Origin of the sequence: Streptomyces marispadix, from assembly GCF_022524345.1 — a bacterium.
Taxonomy (GTDB): Bacteria; Actinomycetota; Actinomycetes; order Streptomycetales; family Streptomycetaceae; genus Streptomyces; species Streptomyces marispadix.
Genome location: NZ_JAKWJU010000002.1, coordinates 205,740 through 226,950 on the forward strand (window position 1 = coordinate 205,740; position 21,211 = coordinate 226,950).

General features: G+C 71.1%; 19 protein-coding genes. 8 read left to right on the top strand and 11 right to left on the bottom strand.

Annotation, left to right across the window (positions count from 1 at the left end):
* Positions 1-137 precede the first annotated feature (137 nt).
* Entirely contained in the window at positions 138-2,312 is a 2,175-nt protein-coding gene (locus MMA15_RS00935; RefSeq protein ID WP_372498158.1) for an N-acetylmuramoyl-L-alanine amidase, read from the top strand.
* A gap of 115 nt (positions 2,313-2,427) precedes the next feature.
* Here MMA15_RS00935 and MMA15_RS00940 read toward each other — a convergent pair whose 3' ends face one another.
* The 7 genes from MMA15_RS00940 to MMA15_RS00970 form a co-directional block, all read right to left on the bottom strand.
* Entirely contained in the window at positions 2,428-2,925 is a 498-nt protein-coding gene (locus MMA15_RS00940) for a hypothetical protein (protein ID WP_241057031.1), read from the bottom strand.
* A gap of 203 nt (positions 2,926-3,128) precedes the next feature.
* On the bottom strand, positions 3,129-3,359 hold the full coding sequence (locus MMA15_RS00945) for a DUF397 domain-containing protein (RefSeq protein ID WP_241057032.1): 231 nt from the start codon (positions 3,357-3,359) through the stop codon (positions 3,129-3,131).
* Between the two features lie 181 nt (positions 3,360-3,540).
* Positions 3,541-4,056 carry a VOC family protein gene (locus MMA15_RS00950; RefSeq protein ID WP_241057033.1) on the bottom strand — a complete coding sequence of 172 codons (516 nt, stop codon included), beginning with the start codon at positions 4,054-4,056 and terminating at the stop codon, positions 3,541-3,543.
* A 132-nt stretch (positions 4,057-4,188) separates the two neighbouring features.
* Complete coding sequence (locus MMA15_RS00955; protein ID WP_241057034.1) at positions 4,189-4,653, bottom strand: VOC family protein; 465 nt, start codon at positions 4,651-4,653, stop codon at positions 4,189-4,191.
* A gap of 172 nt (positions 4,654-4,825) precedes the next feature.
* The gene (locus tag MMA15_RS00960; protein WP_241057035.1) at positions 4,826-5,530 is read right to left on the bottom strand and encodes an alpha/beta fold hydrolase; all 705 of its coding nucleotides are present in this window, start codon (positions 5,528-5,530) and stop codon (positions 4,826-4,828) included.
* A 10-nt stretch (positions 5,531-5,540) separates the two neighbouring features.
* Complete coding sequence (locus MMA15_RS00965) at positions 5,541-6,983, bottom strand: amino acid permease (RefSeq protein WP_241057036.1); 1,443 nt, start codon at positions 6,981-6,983, stop codon at positions 5,541-5,543.
* Positions 6,984-7,232: 249 nt separating this feature from the next.
* The gene (locus tag MMA15_RS00970) at positions 7,233-9,017 is read right to left on the bottom strand and encodes a phytoene desaturase family protein (protein ID WP_241057037.1); all 1,785 of its coding nucleotides are present in this window, start codon (positions 9,015-9,017) and stop codon (positions 7,233-7,235) included.
* A 662-nt stretch (positions 9,018-9,679) separates the two neighbouring features.
* On the opposite strand from MMA15_RS00970, the gene MMA15_RS00975 reads away from it, so the two are divergent.
* The 6 genes from MMA15_RS00975 to MMA15_RS01000 all read left to right on the top strand — a co-directional run bounded on the left by MMA15_RS00975 (position 9,680) and on the right by MMA15_RS01000 (position 15,785).
* Positions 9,680-10,636 (top strand): hypothetical protein, encoded by a 957-nt coding sequence (locus MMA15_RS00975; RefSeq protein ID WP_241057038.1) that lies wholly within the window; start codon positions 9,680-9,682, stop codon positions 10,634-10,636.
* A 223-nt stretch (positions 10,637-10,859) separates the two neighbouring features.
* Positions 10,860-12,311 carry an amino acid permease gene (locus MMA15_RS00980; protein WP_241062903.1) on the top strand — a complete coding sequence of 484 codons (1,452 nt, stop codon included), beginning with the start codon at positions 10,860-10,862 and terminating at the stop codon, positions 12,309-12,311.
* Between the two features lie 174 nt (positions 12,312-12,485).
* Positions 12,486-13,415, top strand: coding sequence for a GNAT family N-acetyltransferase (locus MMA15_RS00985; protein ID WP_241057039.1), 930 nt, complete (start codon positions 12,486-12,488; stop codon positions 13,413-13,415).
* Positions 13,416-13,666: 251 nt separating this feature from the next.
* On the top strand, positions 13,667-14,659 hold the full coding sequence (gene dhaK, locus MMA15_RS00990; RefSeq protein ID WP_241057040.1) for a dihydroxyacetone kinase subunit DhaK: 993 nt from the start codon (positions 13,667-13,669) through the stop codon (positions 14,657-14,659).
* Positions 14,660-14,737: 78 nt separating this feature from the next.
* Entirely contained in the window at positions 14,738-15,370 is a 633-nt protein-coding gene (dhaL, locus tag MMA15_RS00995; RefSeq protein ID WP_241057041.1) for a dihydroxyacetone kinase subunit DhaL, read from the top strand.
* A complete protein-coding gene (locus MMA15_RS01000; protein ID WP_241057042.1) occupies positions 15,363-15,785 on the top strand; it encodes a PTS-dependent dihydroxyacetone kinase phosphotransferase subunit DhaM in 423 nt (140 codons plus the stop codon). The genes dhaL and MMA15_RS01000 overlap by 8 nt, the downstream gene beginning before the upstream one ends.
* A gap of 132 nt (positions 15,786-15,917) precedes the next feature.
* Here the strand turns inward: MMA15_RS01000 and MMA15_RS01005 are convergent, their stop codons facing one another.
* The 4 genes from MMA15_RS01005 to MMA15_RS01020 all read right to left on the bottom strand — a co-directional run bounded on the left by MMA15_RS01005 (position 15,918) and on the right by MMA15_RS01020 (position 19,816).
* Complete coding sequence (locus tag MMA15_RS01005) at positions 15,918-16,604, bottom strand: DUF309 domain-containing protein (RefSeq protein ID WP_241057043.1); 687 nt, start codon at positions 16,602-16,604, stop codon at positions 15,918-15,920.
* 111 nt (positions 16,605-16,715) lie between these two features.
* Positions 16,716-17,954, bottom strand: coding sequence for an NAD(P)/FAD-dependent oxidoreductase (locus MMA15_RS01010; protein WP_241057044.1), 1,239 nt, complete (start codon positions 17,952-17,954; stop codon positions 16,716-16,718).
* Between the two features lie 103 nt (positions 17,955-18,057).
* Positions 18,058-19,164, bottom strand: a complete 1,107-nt coding sequence (gene tal / locus MMA15_RS01015; RefSeq protein ID WP_241057045.1) for a transaldolase — start codon at positions 19,162-19,164, stop codon at positions 18,058-18,060.
* Between the two features lie 169 nt (positions 19,165-19,333).
* Positions 19,334-19,816, bottom strand: a complete 483-nt coding sequence (locus tag MMA15_RS01020; protein WP_241057046.1) for an NUDIX hydrolase — start codon at positions 19,814-19,816, stop codon at positions 19,334-19,336.
* A 190-nt stretch (positions 19,817-20,006) separates the two neighbouring features.
* Here MMA15_RS01020 and MMA15_RS27725 point away from each other — a divergent pair, with 190 nt between their 5' ends.
* Positions 20,007-21,146, top strand: a complete 1,140-nt coding sequence (locus MMA15_RS27725; RefSeq protein ID WP_277399982.1) for an O-antigen ligase family protein — start codon at positions 20,007-20,009, stop codon at positions 21,144-21,146.
* The last annotated feature ends 65 nt before the right edge of the window (positions 21,147-21,211 follow it).

Here is a 21,211-nt window from a genome sequence, read left to right on the forward strand (position 1 = left end):
CGGCGCACGACGGCACGACGGCGGCGCCCCTGTTCGCCGTCCCTCAACGCACCACGCTGACGTGCGAATTCTCCTCGCTGCACGGTCATTGACGGACGGTCGGGCAACCGATACCTCTGAGGCCAGCTCGCACCCGTATGCGACGAGCCCAGACCGAGGAGGCCGCATTGCCCGGATCACCCGGATCTTCAGGTTCGGTTCATGACGCTCCGGACCCGCACAGACAGCCCGCACGGGGCACGCCGGCACGGCCCGGCCTGCCACGTGGTCTTCGCTCCCGTGCCCTGTGGGCCGCCGGCACCGGCGTCGCCGCGGCGGCGCTGCTGGTTCCGCTGGTGGCCGCCGGCCCCTATGCGAACGCCGAACAGCGCGGCACCTCGCGTCTCCAGCAGCAGTTCGCCGACGCCGCCGACAAGTACGGCGTGCCGGAGAGCGTGCTGCTCGGGGTGTCGTATCTCCAGTCCCGCTGGGACTCCCACGGCGGGGCTCCCAGCGTCTCCGGCGGCTACGGGCCGATGCATCTGACCGATGCCCGTACCGCTCTGGCGCGTTCGGACTCCGGGGCCGCCGCTCCGCTCTCGCACCCGGAGGCGTCCGGTTCCGCGAAGCCGGAGGACGCCCGCGGTGACACGGCACGCCCCGCCCTCAAGCCTCACAAGTCCGCGTCGCACGGCGGCCGTTCGGCGAAGCCGGAGAGCGGGCGTCTGCCGGGGCGGCTGCGCACGGCGGACCGGGCGGCGAAGCTGACGGGCCTGCCGAAGAAGGAGCTGCGCGAGTCGCAGGCGGCGAATCTGCGCGGCGGCGCGGCGCTGCTGGCGGCGGCGCAGAAGAAGCTGGGCCGTCCGCTCGGCTCCGACCCGGCCGACTGGTACGGCGCGGTGGCCGCCTTCCCTGCCGCATCCGAGCGCGGGAGCGCCAAGGCGTTCGCGGACGATGTGTTCGACGTGATGCGCGAGGGCGAGCAGCGCACGACCGACTCGGGTCAGCGGGTGCGGCTCGCGGCCGATCCGTCGCTGCGTGCTGACGCCTCACAGGTGGACGAGGTGAAGCAGTCGGGGCTGCGCTCGTCGGCGAAGTCCGCGGAGGGGGCTGAGAAGCCCGAGTGCCCGAGCAGCGTCTCCTGCGAGTGGCTGCCCGCGCCCTACGAGGAGTACACCGACGACGACGGCAACCCGACCTACGGCAACCACGACAAGACCCGGCGGCCCTCCTCCGCGTCGATCGACTACATCGTCGTGCACGACACCGAGGGCGACTGGGACACCGTGATGGACCTGATCCAGGACCCGACGTATGTGTCCTGGAACTACTCGCTGCGCTCCTCCGACGGCCACATCGCCCAGCACGTACGGGCCAAGGACGCCGCCTGGCACGCGGGGAACTGGTACGTCAACGCCAAGTCCGTGGGCCTTGAGCACGAGGGCTTCCTCACCGACCCGGACGCCTGGTTCACGGAGGCGATGTACCGCTCGTCGGCACGGCTGGTGCGTTATCTGGCCGCGAAGTACGACATCCCGCTGGACCGGCAGCACATCCTCGGGCACGACAACGTGCCGGGTGTGACCACCGCCAACATCCCCGGCATGCACACCGATCCGGGCCCGTACTTCGACTGGCGGCACTACTTCGCGCTGCTGGGCCGCCCGTTCGCGGGCGACGGAGCGGACGGCAAGCTGGTGACCATCCGGCCCGACTACGACAAGAACCGGCCCACGTACACCAAGTGCGACGACTCGGGCAAGCCGTGCCCGTCGCACGGTTCGGGGGCGGTCCGGCTGCACACCGAGCCCGACGCGGACTCCGCGCTGGTCGAGGACGTGGGGCTGCACCCCGGTGGTGAGAAGTCCACCACCGGCGTCAACGACACGGGCGCACGCGCCAGTACGGGCCAGCAGTACGCGCTCGCGGGCCGCAAGGGCGACTGGACCGCCATCTGGTATCTCGGCCAGAAGGCCTGGTTCCACAACCCGAAGAAGCAGCCCACCGCCGTGCCCTCACGGGGGAAGGTGGTCGTTCCCAAGGCGGGCGAGGACGAGGTCCCCGTCTACGGGCGGGCCTACCCGGAGAAGGAGGCCTATCCGGAGGGCGTGCCGGCGCAGGAGCTCTCGCCGCTGCCGTACAAGATCAAGGCGGGGCAGGCGTACGCCGCGGGTCTCAAGACGAGGGGCGAGTACCTCTACGCCAAGGAGTTCGACCCGGACGCCGAGAAGTTCAAGGTGGTGCGCGGCGATCTCACGTACTACCAGATCCAGCTCGGGCACCGGGTGGCGTTCGTCAAGGCGGACGATGTGCGGGTGACCGGCTCGTCGTAGCGGGGACCGGCCCGCAGGAGCCACGGGGAGAGGGCCCGGCACCGCGTTCGGCGCTTCATGGCGCCGGACGCGGGCGGCCGGGCCCTCTCGCCTGTACGTACGCGGGCGCGGGGTGTCAGTGCTGGAACATCTCCGCGGGCAGCGGCTTCAGCAGCGCGTAGAGATCGTTGGTGATGGGGCGGTCCCAGCTCGCGATGGTGACGAGCACGCCGTCGCTGCGGTCGAACTGGACGCAGGAGATGCGTTCCTCGGAGCACTTCACACGGCGCACGATCAGCAGGTTGTCCTCGTGCATCACCGGGTCGTCCTCGACGCCGGTGACCTCGACCGGTTCGTCGTTCTCCAGCGCCGCCATGAGCTGGGCGACCTCGAAGGGCACCTGGCTGCCGGTCACCTCGCGGGCCGGGGAGCCCTCCGGCAGATTGCCGATGATCATGGCCGGGCCGCGCCCGCCGAAGAGGTCGTAGCGCAGGAAGACGCCCTGGCAGGTGCCGTCGGGGGCGGGCAGCAGGCCCGCTCCGAGGTTGCCGGGCCAGTCGGTCGGGTCCATGGCCAGGACGTCGAAGTCCGGACCGGCGGGGACGGACGCGCTGCGACGGCGGAGGAACGACATGCCGACATGGTACGTCCCGTGGCACAGGGCTCCTCCGGGGCGCCTCAGCATGGTTACGTTCCCATCACGCGGCTCGGGCCGGGCAGGGCGCCCGGCTTCGTCCGCCGCTGTGTCCCAGGTCCCGGCGCCGCCGCCTCCGTACGGCCCGTCCCCGCCCCGTACCGCCCAGATCAGGTCAGTCAGCCAGGTCAGGTCAGGTCAGGTCAGGTCAGGTCGAAGCGACCGTTGCGAGCGCCGAGCACGAAAGCGTTCCACTCCCCCGGCGAGAAGATGACCGCCGGGATCTCCGGAGTGCGGCCGTTGCGCATCGCGATCCACCCTTCGACGAAGGCGATCTCCACTCCGCCCATCTCCTGGGTGCCCGACTGCCAGCGGGCGTTGGTGAGATCGAGGTCCGGCCTCGTCACGGTGCTGGTGGTGGTGCGCTCGGCCACGTGCGCTCCTCCTGTCTGTCTTCGGAAGGGAGTTCAGCGTAACGACCGCGCGAGGGCGGCCGACAGGGCTTCGGCGCCGCAGATTGCGCCCCGGATCGCAACGGTGATCGCACCCGGGATCGCATCGGCGGACCGTGCCCTGCCCGGGTCTCTGCCCGGCACACGGCCCGCCGACGCCCCGTCAGATGATCTCGCGGCCGTTGAAGACCCCGAGACGCTCCCGGTACAGCTCGACGGGAACGCCGTTGGGGTCGCGCAGATACAGGCTCTCGTCCACGCCTCGGTCGGGTCCGGCGTACTCGATGCCTGCCGCGTCGAGCGCGCTGCGGGCCGCCGAGTGGGTCTCGTCGTCCATGGAGAGCGCGAGGTGCTGCACGCCGCCGACGGTCTCCGCGAACGGCGGGTGGTCGTGGCCGGGGAAGTCGAAGAAGCCGAGCAGGTTGCCGTGGCCGATGTCGAAGAAGAAGTGGGTCGAGCCTCGGTAGTCGCGGTTCTCCACCACCTCGACGAGGGGGAAGCCGAGCAGCTCCTGGTAGAAGCGGATGGTCTCCTCAACGTCGCGGCAGATGAACGCGACATGGTGGACGCCGCGTGCTGTGGTGGCCGGCCGGTCGGGAACCTCGACCAGGTAGCGGGCGCGCAACGACTCCCGCCGGGTGCGCAGTTCCTCCAATGCCGTTCCCTCGGGCTCAGCCATCGCGGATCGTCCTCCAGAAGTGATTGGTCGTTCAACCATTCACTCTAGGGTGCTTTTGCGGTGCCGTGCGACGTACGTCATCGGAGGCGGGCAGGTCACCGGCTGCGCCCGGTCCCGCGTCCGCCGACGGCGTCAGCCCGCACCGCCGCCGAGGCTGATCTCGTTGCCGTCCGCGTCCCGGTAGATCACCTTGGTCACGCCGCCCTCGTACGTCTCCTGCCTTGCGGGCTCGATGCCCCGCCCGGCCACCTCGGCGACCCGGCTGTCCAGGTCGTCGACGAAGGTCAACGCCAGGGCGTTCCCTGCCCGTTCGCGGTCCTCCACGATGTAGACGTAACGGTGCTCGGCCACCTCCCACACCGCCTCGACGTCGTTCGGCAGGAACGACGGCTCCCTGCCGAAGAACCGCTCGTACCAAGGGAATGCCGCGGCGTAGTCGGCGACGGGAACGCCGACGAAGAGATCCAGGGCCATGCCGTCCTCCGTGTGCAGTCGATGGGTCGGTGTCCATGCCGACCCCGGCGGCGTCGAGAACTCATCGGTGGGCACCGCGGCGACGGCGGTACACGAGGGGTACACGGCACGCGAGGCGGACATGTGCCTGCGGATACGGGCGTGATGGGCCGGGGCACGTCAACTCGACGGCACAGCAGCGGAGTTCGAAGACCGCGACCGGAGACGCGTCAGCGCGGGGAGGCGCCGGCCTCTCCGGCTTCTCCGGCCTCTCCGGTCGCTTCGTCCTTCCCCGGCCAGCTCCCCTCGTTTCGCCCTACCCCGCGAGGAAGCCCAGCACGGCGGAGGCGAACTCCTTCGGCCGCTGCTCGTGCACCAGATGCCCGCCGTCCTCGATGGTGACGAAGGTGCCGTTCGGCAGCAGTTCGGCGATGGCCGCCATGTCGCTCTGCGGCAGATGGCTGCCCGGTCCACCGCCGACGACGAGAGCGGGCGCGGTGACGCGGGCCAGCCGCTCGTACCAGCGCGGGTCGGGCTCGTTGCGCTGCCGGTTCCACTGCCTTCGGACCTCGAAGTCGAACGACTGCGGCCCCGGCGGCACTTCGGGGATCTCTCGGGGCGGGTCGAGCGGCAGCAGCGCCGCGGTCTCCTCCAATACGAGCCGCTCCACCCGCGCCGGATGGTGCCCCGCGAAGACGCCCGCGACGACGGAGCCGAGGGAGTGGCCGATCAAGATGACGCGCTCCAGGCCGAGTTCGTCCAGCAGGCAGCGGACGTCCTCGCTCATATCGTCGAGCCCGTACTCCCCCGGCCGGTCGCTTCGGCCGTGCCCGCGCAGATCCGGGGCGTAGACCGGGTGCGCGGCGGCGAGCTGGGCGATCAGCGGGCCGCGCCAGTCCTCGCCGTCCTCGCCCAGGCAGTGCAGCAGCACGACGGGGGTGCCGCCGGAACTCTCCGTGCCCCAGGTGCGGTAGGCGATGCGGATGCCGTTGGCCCTTACCGTTCGGACTTCATCGCTCATACGGGCGACGCTACTGCACGTCCTTCACAGGCCCCGGCGGCTGCTGCCTGGCCAGTTCGGAACGGCGGTAGGAGTAGCCGAAGTAGACGACCAGCCCGAGCAGGAACCACACGGCGAAGCGCACCCACGTCTGCCACGCCAGGAAGGTCGTCAGCCACAGCGAGAACACCACGCCTATCGCGGGCACGAACGGCATGCCGGGAGTGCGGAAGGTGCGCGGCAGATCGGGGCGGCGGTAGCGGAGCACGATCACCGCGACGCACACCACGACGAACGCCAGCAGGATGCCGATGTTGGTGAGTTCGGCCGCCTCCTCGATGGGCAGGAACCCGGCGATCACCGCGGAGGCCACGCCCACGATCCAGGTGACGCGCGTGGGCACGTGCCGCGTGGGATGGGTCTTCGCGAACCACTTCGGCAGCAGCCCGTCGCGGCTCATGGCGAACCACACCCGGGTCACGCCCAGCATGAAGGTGAACATCACGGTGAGGATGCCGATGATCGCGCCTACCGCGATGACGTCGGCGATCGCCCCGAGACCGACCGACTGGAAGGCCGAGGACAGGCCGCTCTCCTTGTCGATGTCGGAGAACTTCTGCATGCCCGTCAGCACCAGGCACACCAGTACGTACAGGGTCATCGCGATGGCCAGCGAGTAGACGATCGCCTTGGGCATGTGCCGCTGTGAGTCCTTGGACTCCTCGGCCGCGGTGCTCATCGCGTCGTACCCGAAGACGGCGAAGAAGACGGTGGCCGCGCCGGTGAAGGCGCCCGAGACGCCGTAGGGGAAGAACGGGTCGTAGTTGGCTGTGTCGACGTGGAAGAAGCCCACCACGATGACGAGCAGCACCACCAGGACCTTCAGTGCGACCACCACCGTCTCGAAGCGGGCGGCGCTGCGCATGCCCCGGTTGAGGAGGTAGGCGATGAGCAGGCACAGCAGCGCCGCGAACAGGTCGACGCGGTGCCCGGGGCCCGTGCCCGGCGCTCCCAGCATCCAGGCGGGCAGTTCGGCACCGGCCGACTCCACGAGGAAGGAGAAGTAGCCGGAGATGCCGATGCCGACGACGGCGACGATCGCCGTGTACTCCAGCAGCAGGTCCCAGCCGATGAACCAGCCGCCGATCTCGCCCAGCACCGCGTAGCCGTAGGTGTAGGCGGAGCCCGCCTTCGGGATGAGGCCCGCGAACTCGGCGTACGACAGGGCCGCGGCGGCGCTGGCGACACCGGCGATGAGGAAGGAGACCAGCACCGCCGGCCCGGCCTTGCCGTTGGCGACCGTGCCCGCGAGGGCGAAGATTCCGGCGCCGATGATGCCTCCGACACCGATGGCCGTGAGCTGCCAGAGGCTAAGCACCCGGGTGAGCTGTTCCCCGGAGCCTCCCTCGGCCTCCGTGATGTGCTCGATGGGTTTGCGTCGCAGTACGCCTTGAGTGCTCCAGAGCCCGCTCATCGAGGTCCTCCTCAGCCGACGGTGCTGCTGTCGTCGCCGGTACGCGGCCGGCGCCGACGGCAGCATCTCGCGGCCCCGGCACAACCGGAAGGACCGTGCAGCCGGTCGCGGCGGACGGGACGGGCGGCAGAAGTCGTGACGGGATACGGGGGTTGCGGGAGGGACGGGAGAGCACGCGGGGGTCGGTGATGCGCGGCCCGGTGCGGCGACGGTGATGTACGGCCGCTCGGTGAACCCGTCGGTCCGCTCTCAGCGCGCCGGTCCGCCCGCGCTGCCGCCCGACGCCTCCAGCACGGCCATCGCCGCGTTGTGCCCGCCGATTCCGCTGACGCCTCCGCCGCGTACCGAACCGGCGCCGCACAGAAGCACGTTGGCGTGTGCGGTCTCCACGCCCCAGCGTCCGGCGTGCCCTTCGGCGGCCCACGGGAAGGAGAGGTCGCCGTGGAAGATGTGACCGCCCGGCAGATTCAGCTCCCCTTCGAGGTCGCGCGGCGTCTTGGCCTCGATGCACGGCTTGCCGTCGGCGTCGACGGCGAGGCAGTCGGCGACGGGCTCTTCCAGATGGCGGTCGAGTTCGGCGAGGGTGCGTGCCAGGGCCTCGTCGCGCAGCGCGTCGCGCTCGGCGGCACTCCCGGCGTCGAAGCACTCGGCGGGGGTGAGCAGCCCGAAGAGGGTGAGCGTCTGATAGCCCTCGGCGGCGAGTTCGGCGCCGAGGATCGTGGGGTCGGTCAGCGAGTGGCAGTACAGCTCCGACGGAGGCACGCGGGGCAGTCCGCCCGCCGCCGCCTGGCGGTGGGCCTCGGCCAACTGCTCGTATCCCTCGGCGACATGGAAGGTCCCGGCGAACGCCTCGCGTGCGTCGACGGCGGTGTCCTTCAGCCGGGGAAGGCGACGCAGCAGCATGTTGACCTTGAGCTGCGATCCCGAGACCGCGCCGGGGCGGGAATCGGCGGCGGAGCCGATCGCCGTTCCGGGCCCGGCAGTCGAGGGCCCGGACTCGGTTTCGGACGAGGGCCCCGAGGCGGTTGCGGGCTGCTCGCCGAGCATCTCGGACAGGGCACGCGGCGAGGCGTTCACCAGCACGCGGCGTGCGGGGACGGTGCCTTCGCCGCCTTCGCTCGTGCGGTAGTGGACCTCGGCCTCGGTGCCGTCGGTGTCGATGCGGTGCACGGTACGGCCCGTACGGATCTCGGCGCCGGCGGCGCGGGCGGCCTCGGCGAGAGCGCCGGTCAGTGCGCCCATGCCTCCGACGGGCACGTCCCAGTCGCCGGTGCCGCCGCCGATGACGTGGTAGAGGAAGCAGCGGTTCTGAAGCAGCGAAGTGTCGTGCGCGTGGCTGAAGGTGCCGATGAGGCCGTCGGTGAGCACCACTCCCCGCACCAGGTCGTCGGCGAAGTACTCCTCGACCGTCTCGCCGAGGGGCCGCTCGAACAGCGCCTCCCACGCGGCCTCGTCGCCGATGCGTGCCCTCAACTCCTCGCGGCCGGGCAGCGGTTCGGTGAGAGTGGGGAAGACCCGCTGGGCGACGCGCTGCGTCATCCCGTAGAAGCGCTCCCAGGCCGCGAACTCCTTGTCGCCTCCGGTCAGCCGGGCGAAGGAGTCACGGGTGCGTGCCGTGCCGTCGCCGACGAACAGACCGGTGGCGCGCCCGTCGCGCACGGCCGGCGTATAGGAGGAGACCCCGCGCTTGCGCACCGCGAAGCGCACCCCCAGATCGTCGACGATCCGCTGCGGCAGCAGGCTCACCAGGTACGAGTAGCGCGAGAGGCGGGCGTCGACGCCGCTGAAGGTCCGCTCGGAGACGGCGGCGCCGCCGGTGCGGTCCAGGCGTTCCAGCACCAGTACGCGCTGTCCGGCGCGGGCGAGGTAGGCGGCGGCCACGAGGCCGTTGTGTCCGCCGCCCACGACGACGGCGTCATAGGCGGATTCGCCGCCGGAGGCAGTGGACGCGGCGGCAGGGACGGCGTCGGCGGCATCGGCGGCGTGAGGATCGCGTGAAGAATCACGGGAGGCGTCTTGGGAGGCGGCAGGCATGCCTCTTGTTAGCACGTAACGGGCCCGCGGCACACGGCCATCCGTCCGGTTCGGCAGGCGACGGGAGGACCGGGTCGCCGTCCGGTCGCCGCACGCGGGTCCGCTCCCGGGAGCCGGGGCGCACGCGGAAACGGACGGGAAGGTTCTGCAACCGCACTCCCCGCGCAGTGGAAGGATTCAGCCAGAGGCACTCCCGCAACCGCCCCGCCGCTGTTCAACGATTCCCAACTGCCGACTGAATCAGAACAGTTCAGGATTCAAGTGCGGCAGATTCCGGGACGCGTTCTCGAACAGACCCTCCGGACTTGGGCAGTTGCACCACGCACGGATCTACTCTCGGGAGCAGCCCTACGAGCATGAACACACCCGCTCCGGGTTCGCCCGCGAGGCCCCCGAGGCGCCAAGCGAATAGCGCCCGCAGGAAGCTGACATATGCTCAGCACATACTCGACCGCCACCTCCGTCCGAAAACGGGGGGCGGAAGCCGGGGAAAAACAGACCCTTGGGACGGAGCGATCGGGATTGGTGGTTCCGGTCGGTCATGACGCTGAGTAGGGTGTGCGTTGCTGCCGGGCACCGGACGGCTTCCGGTGGAATTCGGGTTGCCCGAATTGTGCACATTGGGGCGGCATCGGCAGACACAGCAGATTCGGCAGGAGAGCATGACCGCTGGCTTTTTCGAGGGGCAGTACGTGTGGCACCCGGCGGCCGATGACCGTCAGCTGGCACGAGCATGCGTCGACGTGCGGGCGGGCCGCTACCTCAGCGCCCACGAGGTACTGAAGGACGCACGCAGGGACCACGGCCTGCGCGCCCACCGTTCACTCGTCCTCGCCTCCGAGGCGTGCGACTCCGACCTGGCGGAACGCTGGCTGGCCGAGGAACCCAGCAAGGAGGCCACGCTGCTGTGGGCCCGGGTCTCCTCGCTCCGCGCGCTGCGCGCGGCCGACAGCGACGACCGCCGCGCCGGCGACCTCGGCCGCATCGCCTTCGCCGCCTGCCAGCGTGCCGCGCTGATGGCCCCGCGCGACCCGACACCGTGGGTCACGCAGCTCTCCCTGGCACGCCTCCAGCGTCCCCGGGACCCCGCGCCCCAGGGGCTGTTGACCTCGCCGCCGGGTCCCTGGTCCCTTCTCTCGCACATCCTCCGGCTCGACCCCTGGCACCGGGAGGCCCATCACCGGTTCCTGTCCTTCTTCTTCGCACGGCACGGCGGTTCGGCCAACGCCGCGTGGGACGTCGCCGCCTTCCTCGGCCAACGGGCGCCCGCCACCTCCCCGTTGAGGCTGCTGCCGCTCGTGGCGCTGATCGAGGAGCACGACCCCACCTCACTGCTCGCCGACCGCACGTGGGAGCAACCCCAGTGGAAGGCGACGGCGTTGGGCGCGTACCAGCACTGGCTGCCGGAGGTCGCCGACTACGAGTTCACGCCCGTGCTCGACCTGGCGTACCTGGCGCACGCACTGATCATGGCGCAGTGCGAGTTCGAGGCGCGGCCGGTGTTCGCCGCCATGGGCCCGTACGCGTCACGGATGCCGTGGAGCGCGCTGGGCGACCCCGAGGAGGAGCTGAGCAAGGCGCGGCTGGCGTGCGGGCTGCCCGTGCCGGGTTCGCGCTGAGCGTGCCGAACTCCGCGCCCGTTACGGCGAGTTGAGCAACCGCCAGGAACCGGCCGGGCCGCCACGCTCCGCCGCCGACCGCGGACTCCTGCCGCGGACCACGCTTTCCGGATGTCAACCCAAGAAAGGTCCGACCGTGTCCGACACCGATTTCTCAGCCCGTACGAGAATACGGCAGCGCGAAGCGCCTGTCGCTCTCGACGATGATGCGACGCTCCATGCGATGGGGTATCCGCGAAAACTGACGCGCAGATTCAGGGCGTTCGACAATTTCGCGATCTCCTTCACCATCATCAACATCATCTCCGGGATCTTCTCCTCATTCGGTTTCGGAATGAACGCGGGCGGGCCGCTGGTTCTCACCTTCGGCTGGATCAGCGTGTCAGTGATGGTGCTCTTCATCGGCGCATCGATGGCCGAGATCGCCTCCGCCTATCCCACCAGCGGCGCGCTCTATTTCTCCGCGGGAAAACTCGCCAAGTCGCACAAGGGCGCGTGGTCCTGGTACACGGGATGGCTGAACTTCGTCGGCCAGGTGGGAGGCACTGCCGCGACGGGATACGCCGCCGCCACCTTCATCCAGGCGTTCATCGCGATGCAGTGGCCGTCGTATGAGGTCACAGGCCAGCACACGGTGCTCATCACCGCGGTCATCCTGCTGCTCCAGGGCCTGGCCAACACCTACACGGTGCAGCTCGTCGCCCTCCTCAACCGCATCTCGGTGTGGTGGCTGCTGATCGGCATGGTGGTAATCGTCGCCTCGCTCACGGTGCTGCCCGACCAGCACCAGTCGGCGTCCTTCGTCACCCACTTCGCCAACAACACCGGCTTCGAGAGCGCCATTTACGGCGGGATGCTGGGCCTGCTCGTCACGAGCTGGACCTTTACCGGCTTCGACGGAAGTTTCCACATGTCCGAGGAGACGGTTCAGGCCACGGTGAACGCACCGCGTGGCATCATGCGTGCGATCGGTTACTCCGCGATCACAGGTCTGATCCTCATGCTCGCCCTCGTGTACTCGATCCGCGACTACGGCAAGGAAGCCGCAGCGGACGCCCCGCCGGTACAGATTCTCGTGGACGCACTTGGCATGAGCACCGCGAAACTTCTCCTGCTCATCGTGATCGGCGCGATGCTCTTTTGCGGCCTGGCGAACATGACCAGCAACACCCGCCAGATCTTCGCCTTTTCACGAGACGGCGCCATGCCCGGATCGCGGTGGTGGCATTCCGTCTCGCCGCGAACCCGTACGCCCGTCAAGGCCGTCTGGCTCGCGGCGGCCTGCTCCCTGGTACTGGTCGTCCCCGGCTGGTGGTCGGAGACCGCGTTCACGGCCATCGTCAGCGTCAACGTCGTCGGTCTCTTCCTCGCCTACGCGGTGCCCATCTACCTCCGTCTGCGGCTGAACGACTTCCAGCCCGGCCCGTGGCACCTGGGGCGCTGGGGCAAGCCGATCGGTGTCGTCGCCGTGACGTGGATCCTCGTCAGCAACGTGCTCTTCATGCTTCCGCACGCTTCGCCGATGACCCCGTCGACGTTCAACTACGCGCCTGTCGCCCTGGCAGTGGTCCTGATCATCGCCACGGTGTGGTGGTTCGCCACCGCACGGCGGCGCTTCCAGGGCCCGGTCAGCTACGGGCGCCCCGACGAAGTGGCGGCGATGGACCTGATCTGACGCAGCGGCGGCGGCCGGCCCGGGTGCCGGCCGCCGGCCGCCGGCCGCCCTCCCCGGCCACCGCCCGCGCCGACGGCCTCCAGGGCCCGTTCTCCGAGACCCCGCCATCCGAGACCCCGCCACCAAGACCCGCCATCCAAGACCACGTTCTCCGAAGAAAGGACGACACTCGGCATGGAACCCCTCGGCGACGACGCCAGGTACCAGCCCTCCCCCGCCGGACCCGGCTCTGCCGCGGCCCCGCAGGACGGCGGCAGCACGGACGGACTCCGCGTCGCCCCCGCCACCGCTCAGGAGTGGCTCGAGGTCGAGCAGTGGGCGGCGGAGGAGCAGTGGAACCCGGGCCTGGAGGACACCGGCTGCTTCCACCCCACCGACCCCGGCGGCTTCTTCCTGGGACGCCTCGACGGCGAGCCCGTCTCCGCGGTCTCCGTCGTCGAATACTCCGACTCGTACGCCTTCCTCGGCTACTACCTCGTCCGCCCCCAAGTGCGCGGCAAGGGACTGGGGATGGCGACCTGGCAGGAGGCAGTGCCGCACGCCGGCGAGCGGACGATCGGCCTGGACGCGGTGCCCGCGCAGGAGCAGACGTACGCACGCTCCGGCTTCGCCCCCGCCTACCGCACCCGCCGCTACGGCGGCCGTCCCGGCTCCCCCGGACCCCTCTCGCCGTCCGTCGTACCCGTGACCGGGGAACATCTCGACGCCCTGGCCGAGTACGACGAGCAGTGCTTCCCCGCGCCCCGCAGGGACTTCCTCGTCCGCTGGCTCGGCGCTCCCGGGCATCGCGCGCACATGTTCCTGAGCGACGGCAGGCCCGCCGGGTACGGCGTGATCCGCAAGGCACGAAGCGGCCACCGCATCGGCCCGCTCTTCGCCGACACCCCCGAGGCCGCAGAGGCTCTCTTCGACGCACTGATCGCACCTCTCAGCCCGGACGGCGAGGTCTATGTCGACATCCCGGAGCCCAATCAGGCGGCCGTCTCCCTCGCCACGAGCCGCGGCATGGAGGTCGGCTTCGAGACCGTACGCATGTACAAGGGCACGCCGCCCGAGCTGCCCCTGGACCGGGTCTTCGGTGTCACCAGCCTCGAATTGGGCTGACGCCGACGCCGTGACGGGCGGGCCCGGCGCCACGGCGGCGCCGGGCCCGGCGGCCCTTCCGGGCACGGGGCCTGACGCGAGGTCAGTGGAGCCTCGCGGCACGGCTCATGACGTATCCGCAACCGCGCGGCGCCTTCGCGCCAGGGCTGTCGCGCACCGCCGGGGCAGCAGGCTCACCAGCCCGCGATTTCGGTCCTGACCTGTAGTAATACTGGCAACTGGGACAGTGCTACGCTCACTCGGAGGTATCAATGAAGATGCTGATCAATGTGCCGGAGACCGTCGTCGCGGACGCCCTGAGAGGGATCGCCGCCGCGCACCCCGAGCTGACCGTCGACGTGGACAACCGCGTCGTCGTACGCCGTGACGCTCCCGTGGCGAACAAGGTGGGCCTGGTCTCCGGCGGTGGCTCCGGGCACGAGCCGCTGCACGGCGGCTTCGTCGGCCGCGGAATGCTGGACGCCGCCTGCCCCGGAGCGATCTTCACCTCTCCCGTGCCGGACCAGATGACGCGTGCCGCGGCGGCGGTCGACAGCGGCAACGGCGTCCTGTTCGTCGTGAAGAACTACACGGGGGACGTGCTCAACTTCGACATGGCCGCGGAGCTGGCCGAGGACGAGGGCATCCAGGTGGGCAAGGTCCTCGTGCAGGACGATGTCGCCGTCACCGACAGCGAGTTCACCGCCGGTCGGCGCGGCACCGGGGCGACGCTGTTCGTCGAGAAGATCGCCGGAGCGCTCGCCGAGGAGGGCGCGCCCCTGGAGCGCGTCGAGGCGATCGCGCGTCAGGTCGCCGACTCCTCCCGCAGCTTCGGAGTGGCGCTGGGCGCCTGCACCACGCCCTCCAAGGGGAGCCCCACCTTCGACCTGCCCCCCGGCGAACTGGAACTGGGCATCGGCATCCACGGAGAGTCGGGCCGTGAGCGGCGCCCCATGATGACCTCCGGTGAGATCGCCGACTTCGCGGTGGACGCCGTCCTCACCGACCTCGAACCGGACGGTCCCGTGCTGGCGCTCGTCAACGGCATGGGCGCCACCCCCCTGATCGAGCTGTACGGATTCTGCGCCGAGGTGCAGCGCGTCCTGGACGAGCGTCGCGTACCGGTCGCCCGTACCCTCGTCGGCAACTACGTCACCTCGCTGGACATGGCCGGAGCCTCCGTGACCCTGTGCCGGGCCGACGAGGAGATGCTGCGCCTGTATGACGCACCGGTGAGCACGCCGGCGCTTCGCTGGGGTTGCTGAAATGAGCCATGAGCACCGGGCCGGGCAGCGGCTGCCGTTCCGCGAACGGCCCTCGGCCCTAGTGGAGAGGGAGTTGTCTTGACCGACCTGACCGATGAGCTGGACGCCGATGTCATCTTCCGCTGGCTCACCGCAGCAGCCGCGTCCGTGGAGCGGGAGGCGGACGTGCTCACCGAACTCGACTCGGCCATCGGCGACGCGGACCACGGCAGCAACCTGCAACGCGGCTTCGCCGCCGTCGTGACGGCGCTGGGCAAGGAGTCGCCCTCGGCGCCGGGACCCGTACTGATCCTCGCGGGGCGGCAGTTGGTCTCCAGCGTCGGCGGCGCTTCCGGTCCGCTGTACGGGACGTTGCTGCGCCGTACGGGCAAGGCCCTCGGCGACGCCGAGCGCGTCACCGGCGCTCAGCTCGCCGAGGCGATGCGCATCGGCGTGGACGCCGTGGCCCAGCTCGGCGGTGCGGCACTGGGCGACAAGACGATGCTGGACGCCCTCTATCCGGGCGTCGAGGCGCTGGCGGCGGGCGGGCCCCATCCGTACGGAGCGGCGCGTACAGCCGCGGACGAGGGCGCGCTGGCCACCGTGCCGATGCGTGCGCGCAAGGGCCGCGCCAGCTATCTCGGCGAGAGAAGCGTCGGGCACAAGGACCCGGGCGCGACGTCGTCGGCTCTGCTCTTCACAGCCCTGGCCGGGGCGGTCGCCGATGAGTGAGCAGCAGGACACCCCACCGAGGGTCGGGATCGTGCTGGTCTCCCACAGCAAGGAGGTCGCCGACTCGGTGGCGCGTCTCGCCGTGGGGCTCGCCGCCGGAAGAGACAGCGCGCCCGTGGAGGGCGCGGGCGGCGGGCCTGACGGCGGCCTGGGTACGAGTGCGGAGCTGATCAGTGCCGCCGCGCACAAGGTCGACACGGGTGCGGGTGTGGCCGTCCTCGTCGACCTCGGCAGCGCGGTGCTGACGGTGAAGGTGCTGCTGGCCGAGGGGGACGAACTGCCGGAGAACGCACAGCTCGTGGACGCCCCGCTCGTGGAGGGCGCGATCGCCGCGGTGGTCGCGTCGGCGGGCGGTGCGGACCTCGCCGAGGTCGCGGCGGCGGCCGAGGAGGCGTACCACTTCCGGAAGGTGTGAACGCACCGGCGAGGTGAGCGCCCGGATCGGTGGTGGGCGCCGCTGCGCCGCACACCGCCCGGTCGCGCAGGCTTCCCCGGTCTGTCTGCCCGTAGCCCGGCGTCCGGCCCGCCGCGAAGGCGAAGGGGCCGCTCAGCCGGTGGCGCGGAGCCTCGGGGCCGCGGGCCTTTCGGCCGCCTCTCCGGACGCCTTCCGCCGCCGCGGCCGGTCCTCCCTCTCCGCTTCCTCCGCGTCCTGCACGCTGCCGGCCTTCGAACGCGCCCAGTCCGCGAGTCCCGCGACGTCGATGCCGTGGGGCGCTTCGCCGCGGTACGCATCGATGCCCCCGGCTCCACGCAGCAGCAGGCGTGCTCCGCCCTTCGTATTGCCGCGTGCGAGGTGGGTGATCCCCACCGCGAGCTGTGCGAGTCCCTTCCAGAGCGGGGCTTCCGCTTCCGGCGCCGACTTCCATGCGTCCTCCAGCACCTCGTGGGCGTGGAAGGGCATCCCATCGTCGAGCAGCCGCTGTGCTTCCGTCAGGGTCGCCTCAGGGGTCCGGACGACGCCCTCGGGCTGACGGGCGACGCCCTGTCGTCCGTAGGGCAGCGGCCTTCCCAACCCGTCGCGGGGGCGGGCGTTGCGTGCCTTACCGTCGGGGTCGCGGTCGCGCCGCCGTACGGCACCGGCGACCGGGAGGGACGGTGCGGAGCCCCGCGGATCGTGGCCGCAGAACTCGCACTCGGGGCGCGAACGGTCCTCGCGCACCCTGCCGCACTCCTCACAGACCTGGTCGAGCCAGCACGCCGCTTCCCCGCCCTGCTGTTCATGGCTCTCCTGCACGTGTCCCTCTCCCTCGCCGCACAACTCCCGGGCGGCAGCGGCACGTTCGCCGCCCGCCCGTCTCCGCGTCCCGCCGTCTCCCCGCCCCGCAGTATCGCCGCCCCCGCCGTCTCAGCCTTCCGCGTGGACCTCGGTCAGGGGCACGCCCACATCGCCGAGTTTCGCCTCGTCGACCGGCAGACCGGAAGTGACGAGGGTGCGGAGGGGTCCGGTGACGTCCCATACGTTGACGTTCATGCCGGCCAGCACCCGGCGGCGCCGGAGCCAGAACGCCACGAACTCCCGGGCCTCGGTGCTGCCGCGGAAGACGACCCGGTCGTAGCCGTCGCGCCCCACGTGGCCCGTGTACTCCATGCCCAGGTCGTACTGGTCGGTGAAGAAGTACGGAAGCCTGTCGTAGCGCACCTCGCCGCCGAGCATCGATCTGGCCGCCGCCGCGGGCTGGTTGAGGGCGTTCGCCCAGTGCTCGACGCGGATGTGCCTTCCCAGCAGCGGATGGAACGCACCGGCCACGTCGCCCGCCGCCCAGATGTCCGGATGGGAGGTGCGCAGCGCGGCGTCCACGCGGATGCCGTCCTCGACGTCGAGTCCGGCCGCGGCGGCGAGCCCCGTGTTGGGTGTGACGCCTACACCGACGACGACGGCGTCGGCCTCGATGCGTTCGCCGCCGTGGAGCAGCACGCCGTCGGCGCGCCCGTGCCGGCCGGTGATCTCCGTGACGTGCGCGCCGCAGCGCAGATCCACGCCGTGCGCGGTGTGCAGATCGGCGAAGACCTGTGCGGCCTCGCGGCCAAGAAGTCCCAGCAGCGGCAGTTCCCCGGCCTCCAGCAGGGTCACCTCCACGCCTGCCGCGCGGGCGGCTGCCGTGGTCTCCAGCCCGATCCATCCGGCGCCGATGACGACGATCCGGGAGGCTGTGCTGAAGGTCGCCTTGAGGGTGTCGCTGTCCGAGAGGCGGCGCAGATAGTGCACGCGGTCGAGGTTCTCGCCCGCGACCGGCAGCCGCCGCGGGGAGGAGCCGGTGGCCAGCAGCAGTTTCGCGTAAGGGAGCCGGGCGCCGTCCGCGAGCGACACCGTGCGGCCGCCTGGGTCGATTTCCGTGACGGGTGCGCCGAGCCGCAGTTCCACGTCGTTGTCGACGTACCAGTCGCGGGGGTGTACGTAGGCGTCCTCGCGTGGGGAGGTGCCCTGTAGGTAGCCCTTCGACAGCGGGGGGCGCTCGTACGGGCGCTCCTTCTCGTCGCCGACCAGGATGAGGGGGCCGTCGAAGCCCCCTTCGCGCAGTGCCTCGGCGGCCTTGGCTCCGGCGAGCCCGGCGCCGGCGATCACGAAGGGGCTGTCAGCGGCCATCTCTGCTCCTCAGCCTTGCTCCTGCCCTCTGCCACGAGGCCCGGACCGCGCACGTCCGGGCCCCCGGGGCCCGCTGCCGCCGGACGGAGGCGTCCTCTGCCGCTCAGGCTCCGGTGCGAAGTTCCTTCTCCAGTGTCCCGAACATCTCGCTCCAGGAGGCGGCGAACTTATCGACGCCCTCCTCCTCCAGCGTCGTCACCACGTCGTGGTAGGAGACGCCTGCCACTTCGAGATCGTCGAGGATCTGCTGCGACTCGGCGTATCTGCTGTGCACCGTGTCACCTCGTATCTCGCCGTGGTCCTCGACGGCACGCAGGGTCGCCTCGGGCATGGTGTTGACGACGTCGGGTGCGACCAGTTCGACGACATAGCGGGTGTCGTCGTACGACGGGTCCTTCACGCCGGTGGACGCCCACAGCGGACGCTGCGGCCGCATTCCCGCCCGCTCCAGCGACCGCCAGCGCTCGCCGGACCTCGCCTTCTCGAAGTGCTCATATGCGAGGCGGGCGTTGGCGATGGCTGCTCGGCCGCGCAGGGCCTGCGCCTGAGAACTGCCCAGCTTGTCCAGCCGGTTGTCGGTCTCGGTGTCCACGCGGCTGACGAAGAAGGACGCCACGGACGCCATGGACGACAGATCGTGTCCCGCGGAGCGCGCCTCCTCCATGCCTGCGAGGAACGCGTCGACGACCTGGTCGTAGCGGTCGAGGGAGAAGATCAGCGTCACATTGACGCTGATGCCCTCGGCGAGGGCCGCGCTGATGGCTCCCAGTCCCTCGCGGGTGGCGGGGATCTTCACATAGAGGTTGGGCCGGTCCACCAGCCACCACAGCGCACGGGCCTCGGCGAGGGTCGCCTCCGTGTCGCGGGCGAGACGCGGATCGACCTCGATGGAGACACGTCCGTCCTTGCCTCCGGTGGCCTCGTATACGCCGTGCAGTACGTCGCAGGCCCAGCGCACGTCGTAGGCGGTGACGAGCCGCGCCGCCTCGGGGACGCCCACGCCCCGGCGGGCGAGCCCCGCGAGCTGGGCGTCGTAGCGCCGGCCGGACCCGATCGCCTTGTCGAAGATCGTCGGATTGCTGGTGATGCCCACGACGCCCTGCTCGCTCACGAGCCGGGAGAGCCCGCCTCCGGCGAGCCGCTCTCGGCTCAGATCGTCCAGCCAGGGAGCCACGCCTTCCGCCGTGAGCCTTTCCAGGGTGGCGGTCATGTGTCCACTCCTCGGGTCGTCTCCCCCGAGAGTCCATGACTCCAACGTAACGCCGCGCGGAGCGGGGCCGTGACCTGGGCGTACGGGCCCGCTGATCTGCGCGTACGGGGCCCCGGAGGCCCGCGCGTACGGACCCCGCGGCCCGGGCACGCGGCCACGGCGGGCGGCGTCAGGCCCGGTCGATGCCCTCGAACCAGGTCGGACCGTCGACGGACGCCTGCTTGATGCGGGCCACCGCGAACTCCTCCAGCGGCGGCAGGGCGTCCAGCCCGAACCAGCCGACCTCCAGGGACTCGTCGTCGTTCACCCGGGCCTCGCCCCCGACGGCGCGGCAGCGGAAGCAGACGTCCATGAACTGGCATACGTCGCCGTTGGGGAAGGTCACCGGCTCCTCCAACGCCTCTACGCAGACGACGCGTTCGGCGACGCAGAGGACGGCCGTCTCCTCCTCCACCTCGCGCTGCGCCGCCGCCGCGGGCTGCTCGCCCGGCTCGGGGATGCCGCCGATGATCGACCAGCGCCCGGTGTCGGAGCGCCTGCCCAGCAGCACGCGTCCCTCGTCGTCGAAGACGATCGCGCTCACGCCCGGCAGATACAGCAGTTGGTGGCCCGCGGTGGCTCGGATGCGTCGGATGAATTCGGGTGTCGCCATGATCCAGAGCGTACGCCGTGGGCGGCGCGCCTCCCCGCACTGCTGTTCACAGCGGGCACATGACTTCGGTACGGGATATCCACAATCCGCCTTTCACGCACTACGGTTGACGCGCGTAGCCGCAGTCCGCACTGCTTCCGGGGCAGGGGAGGAGGGTGCGGGTTGCGCGGGTCTCGGGGGGTCGCAGGGGATGACGTCACCGGTGCTCCGGCCGTCCGCGGTCGGTGAACGGAACAACGGCGCCGCCGACTTCACGGGTGTGCTCGTGCTCGGTGCGTGCGCGGCCTGGGCGCTGATCACCGCCGCGGGCCGGGACGCCAGGCCGGAGGGTCTGCTTCTCGCGGTGCTCGCGGTGGGCGCCGGATACGCCACGGGCCGCATCGCGGGTGCGGTGCTGCCGGTCGGTGCGGCGGCGGGTGCCGGGGTGGCGGGGGTCTTCCTCGCGTTCTTCGGGCCTTCCTCCGCCCATGTGATCCCCGGCGGCATCGAGTTCGCGGGGCCGGAGGGGCGTTCCGGGGTGACCGCGGCGCTGCTCACGCTCGCGGTGGGCGCGTTCTGCTGTGCCGCGTGGGCGGCACCGGCGCGCTCGGTGCGGCGTACGGTTCTGCGGCTGACGGCGGCGGGGACGGTGGTCTGCGCGCTGCTCGTCGGCACGCCGGTGGGCTCGGCGGCGGGCCTGGCCGTACTGGTGTGCTCGCTCGCGCTGGGGCGGGTGCGCAGACGCCCGGTGTTCCTCGCGGCGCTGACGCTCGCCGCGGGGGCCGTGACCGGTGTCGCCTTCGCCGTGGCGCAGGGCGGTCTGCCGCACGGCGCCACCGTCGCACTGCACAAGCAGCTCACCGGTCACCGCGTGGAGCTGTGGCGCGACGCCCTGGCCATCACCCGGGACCATCCGGTGCTCGGCACGGGGCCCGACAGCTTCGGGGAGCTGAGCGCGACCGCACGCGCTGCGGGCGCGCGGGCCACCGTGGCCGACGAGGGGACGTTCGCGGAGGAGACGGCGGCCGAGACGGCGGGGCAGGCGGCGACCGGAAGCGGGCCTGCGGCCGTCGATGCGGCGTCCGCCTCGGACGGCAAGCCGCACTCCGCGCCGCTACAGGTCGCCGCCGAACAGGGCCTGCCGGGGCTGGCGTTGCTCGCGTCGGCGTTCGGCTGGCTGCTGCTGGCACTGCGGGCGTCGCCCCGGCCGACGCCGGTCGCGCTCACAGCGGCGGCGGCGCTCTCCGCGCTTGCGGCACTCGCGGCGATAGGCAACGCGCTGAGCTTCACGCAGGTGACCGCGGGCGCGGGTCTGCTGGCGGGCATCGCCTGTGCGAGGCGGCTGAGTTGAGGAGCTGAGTTGAGGAGGCTCAGCTGAGGAGAACGACCGGGCTTGGCCGGGGTGATCGGCCGAAC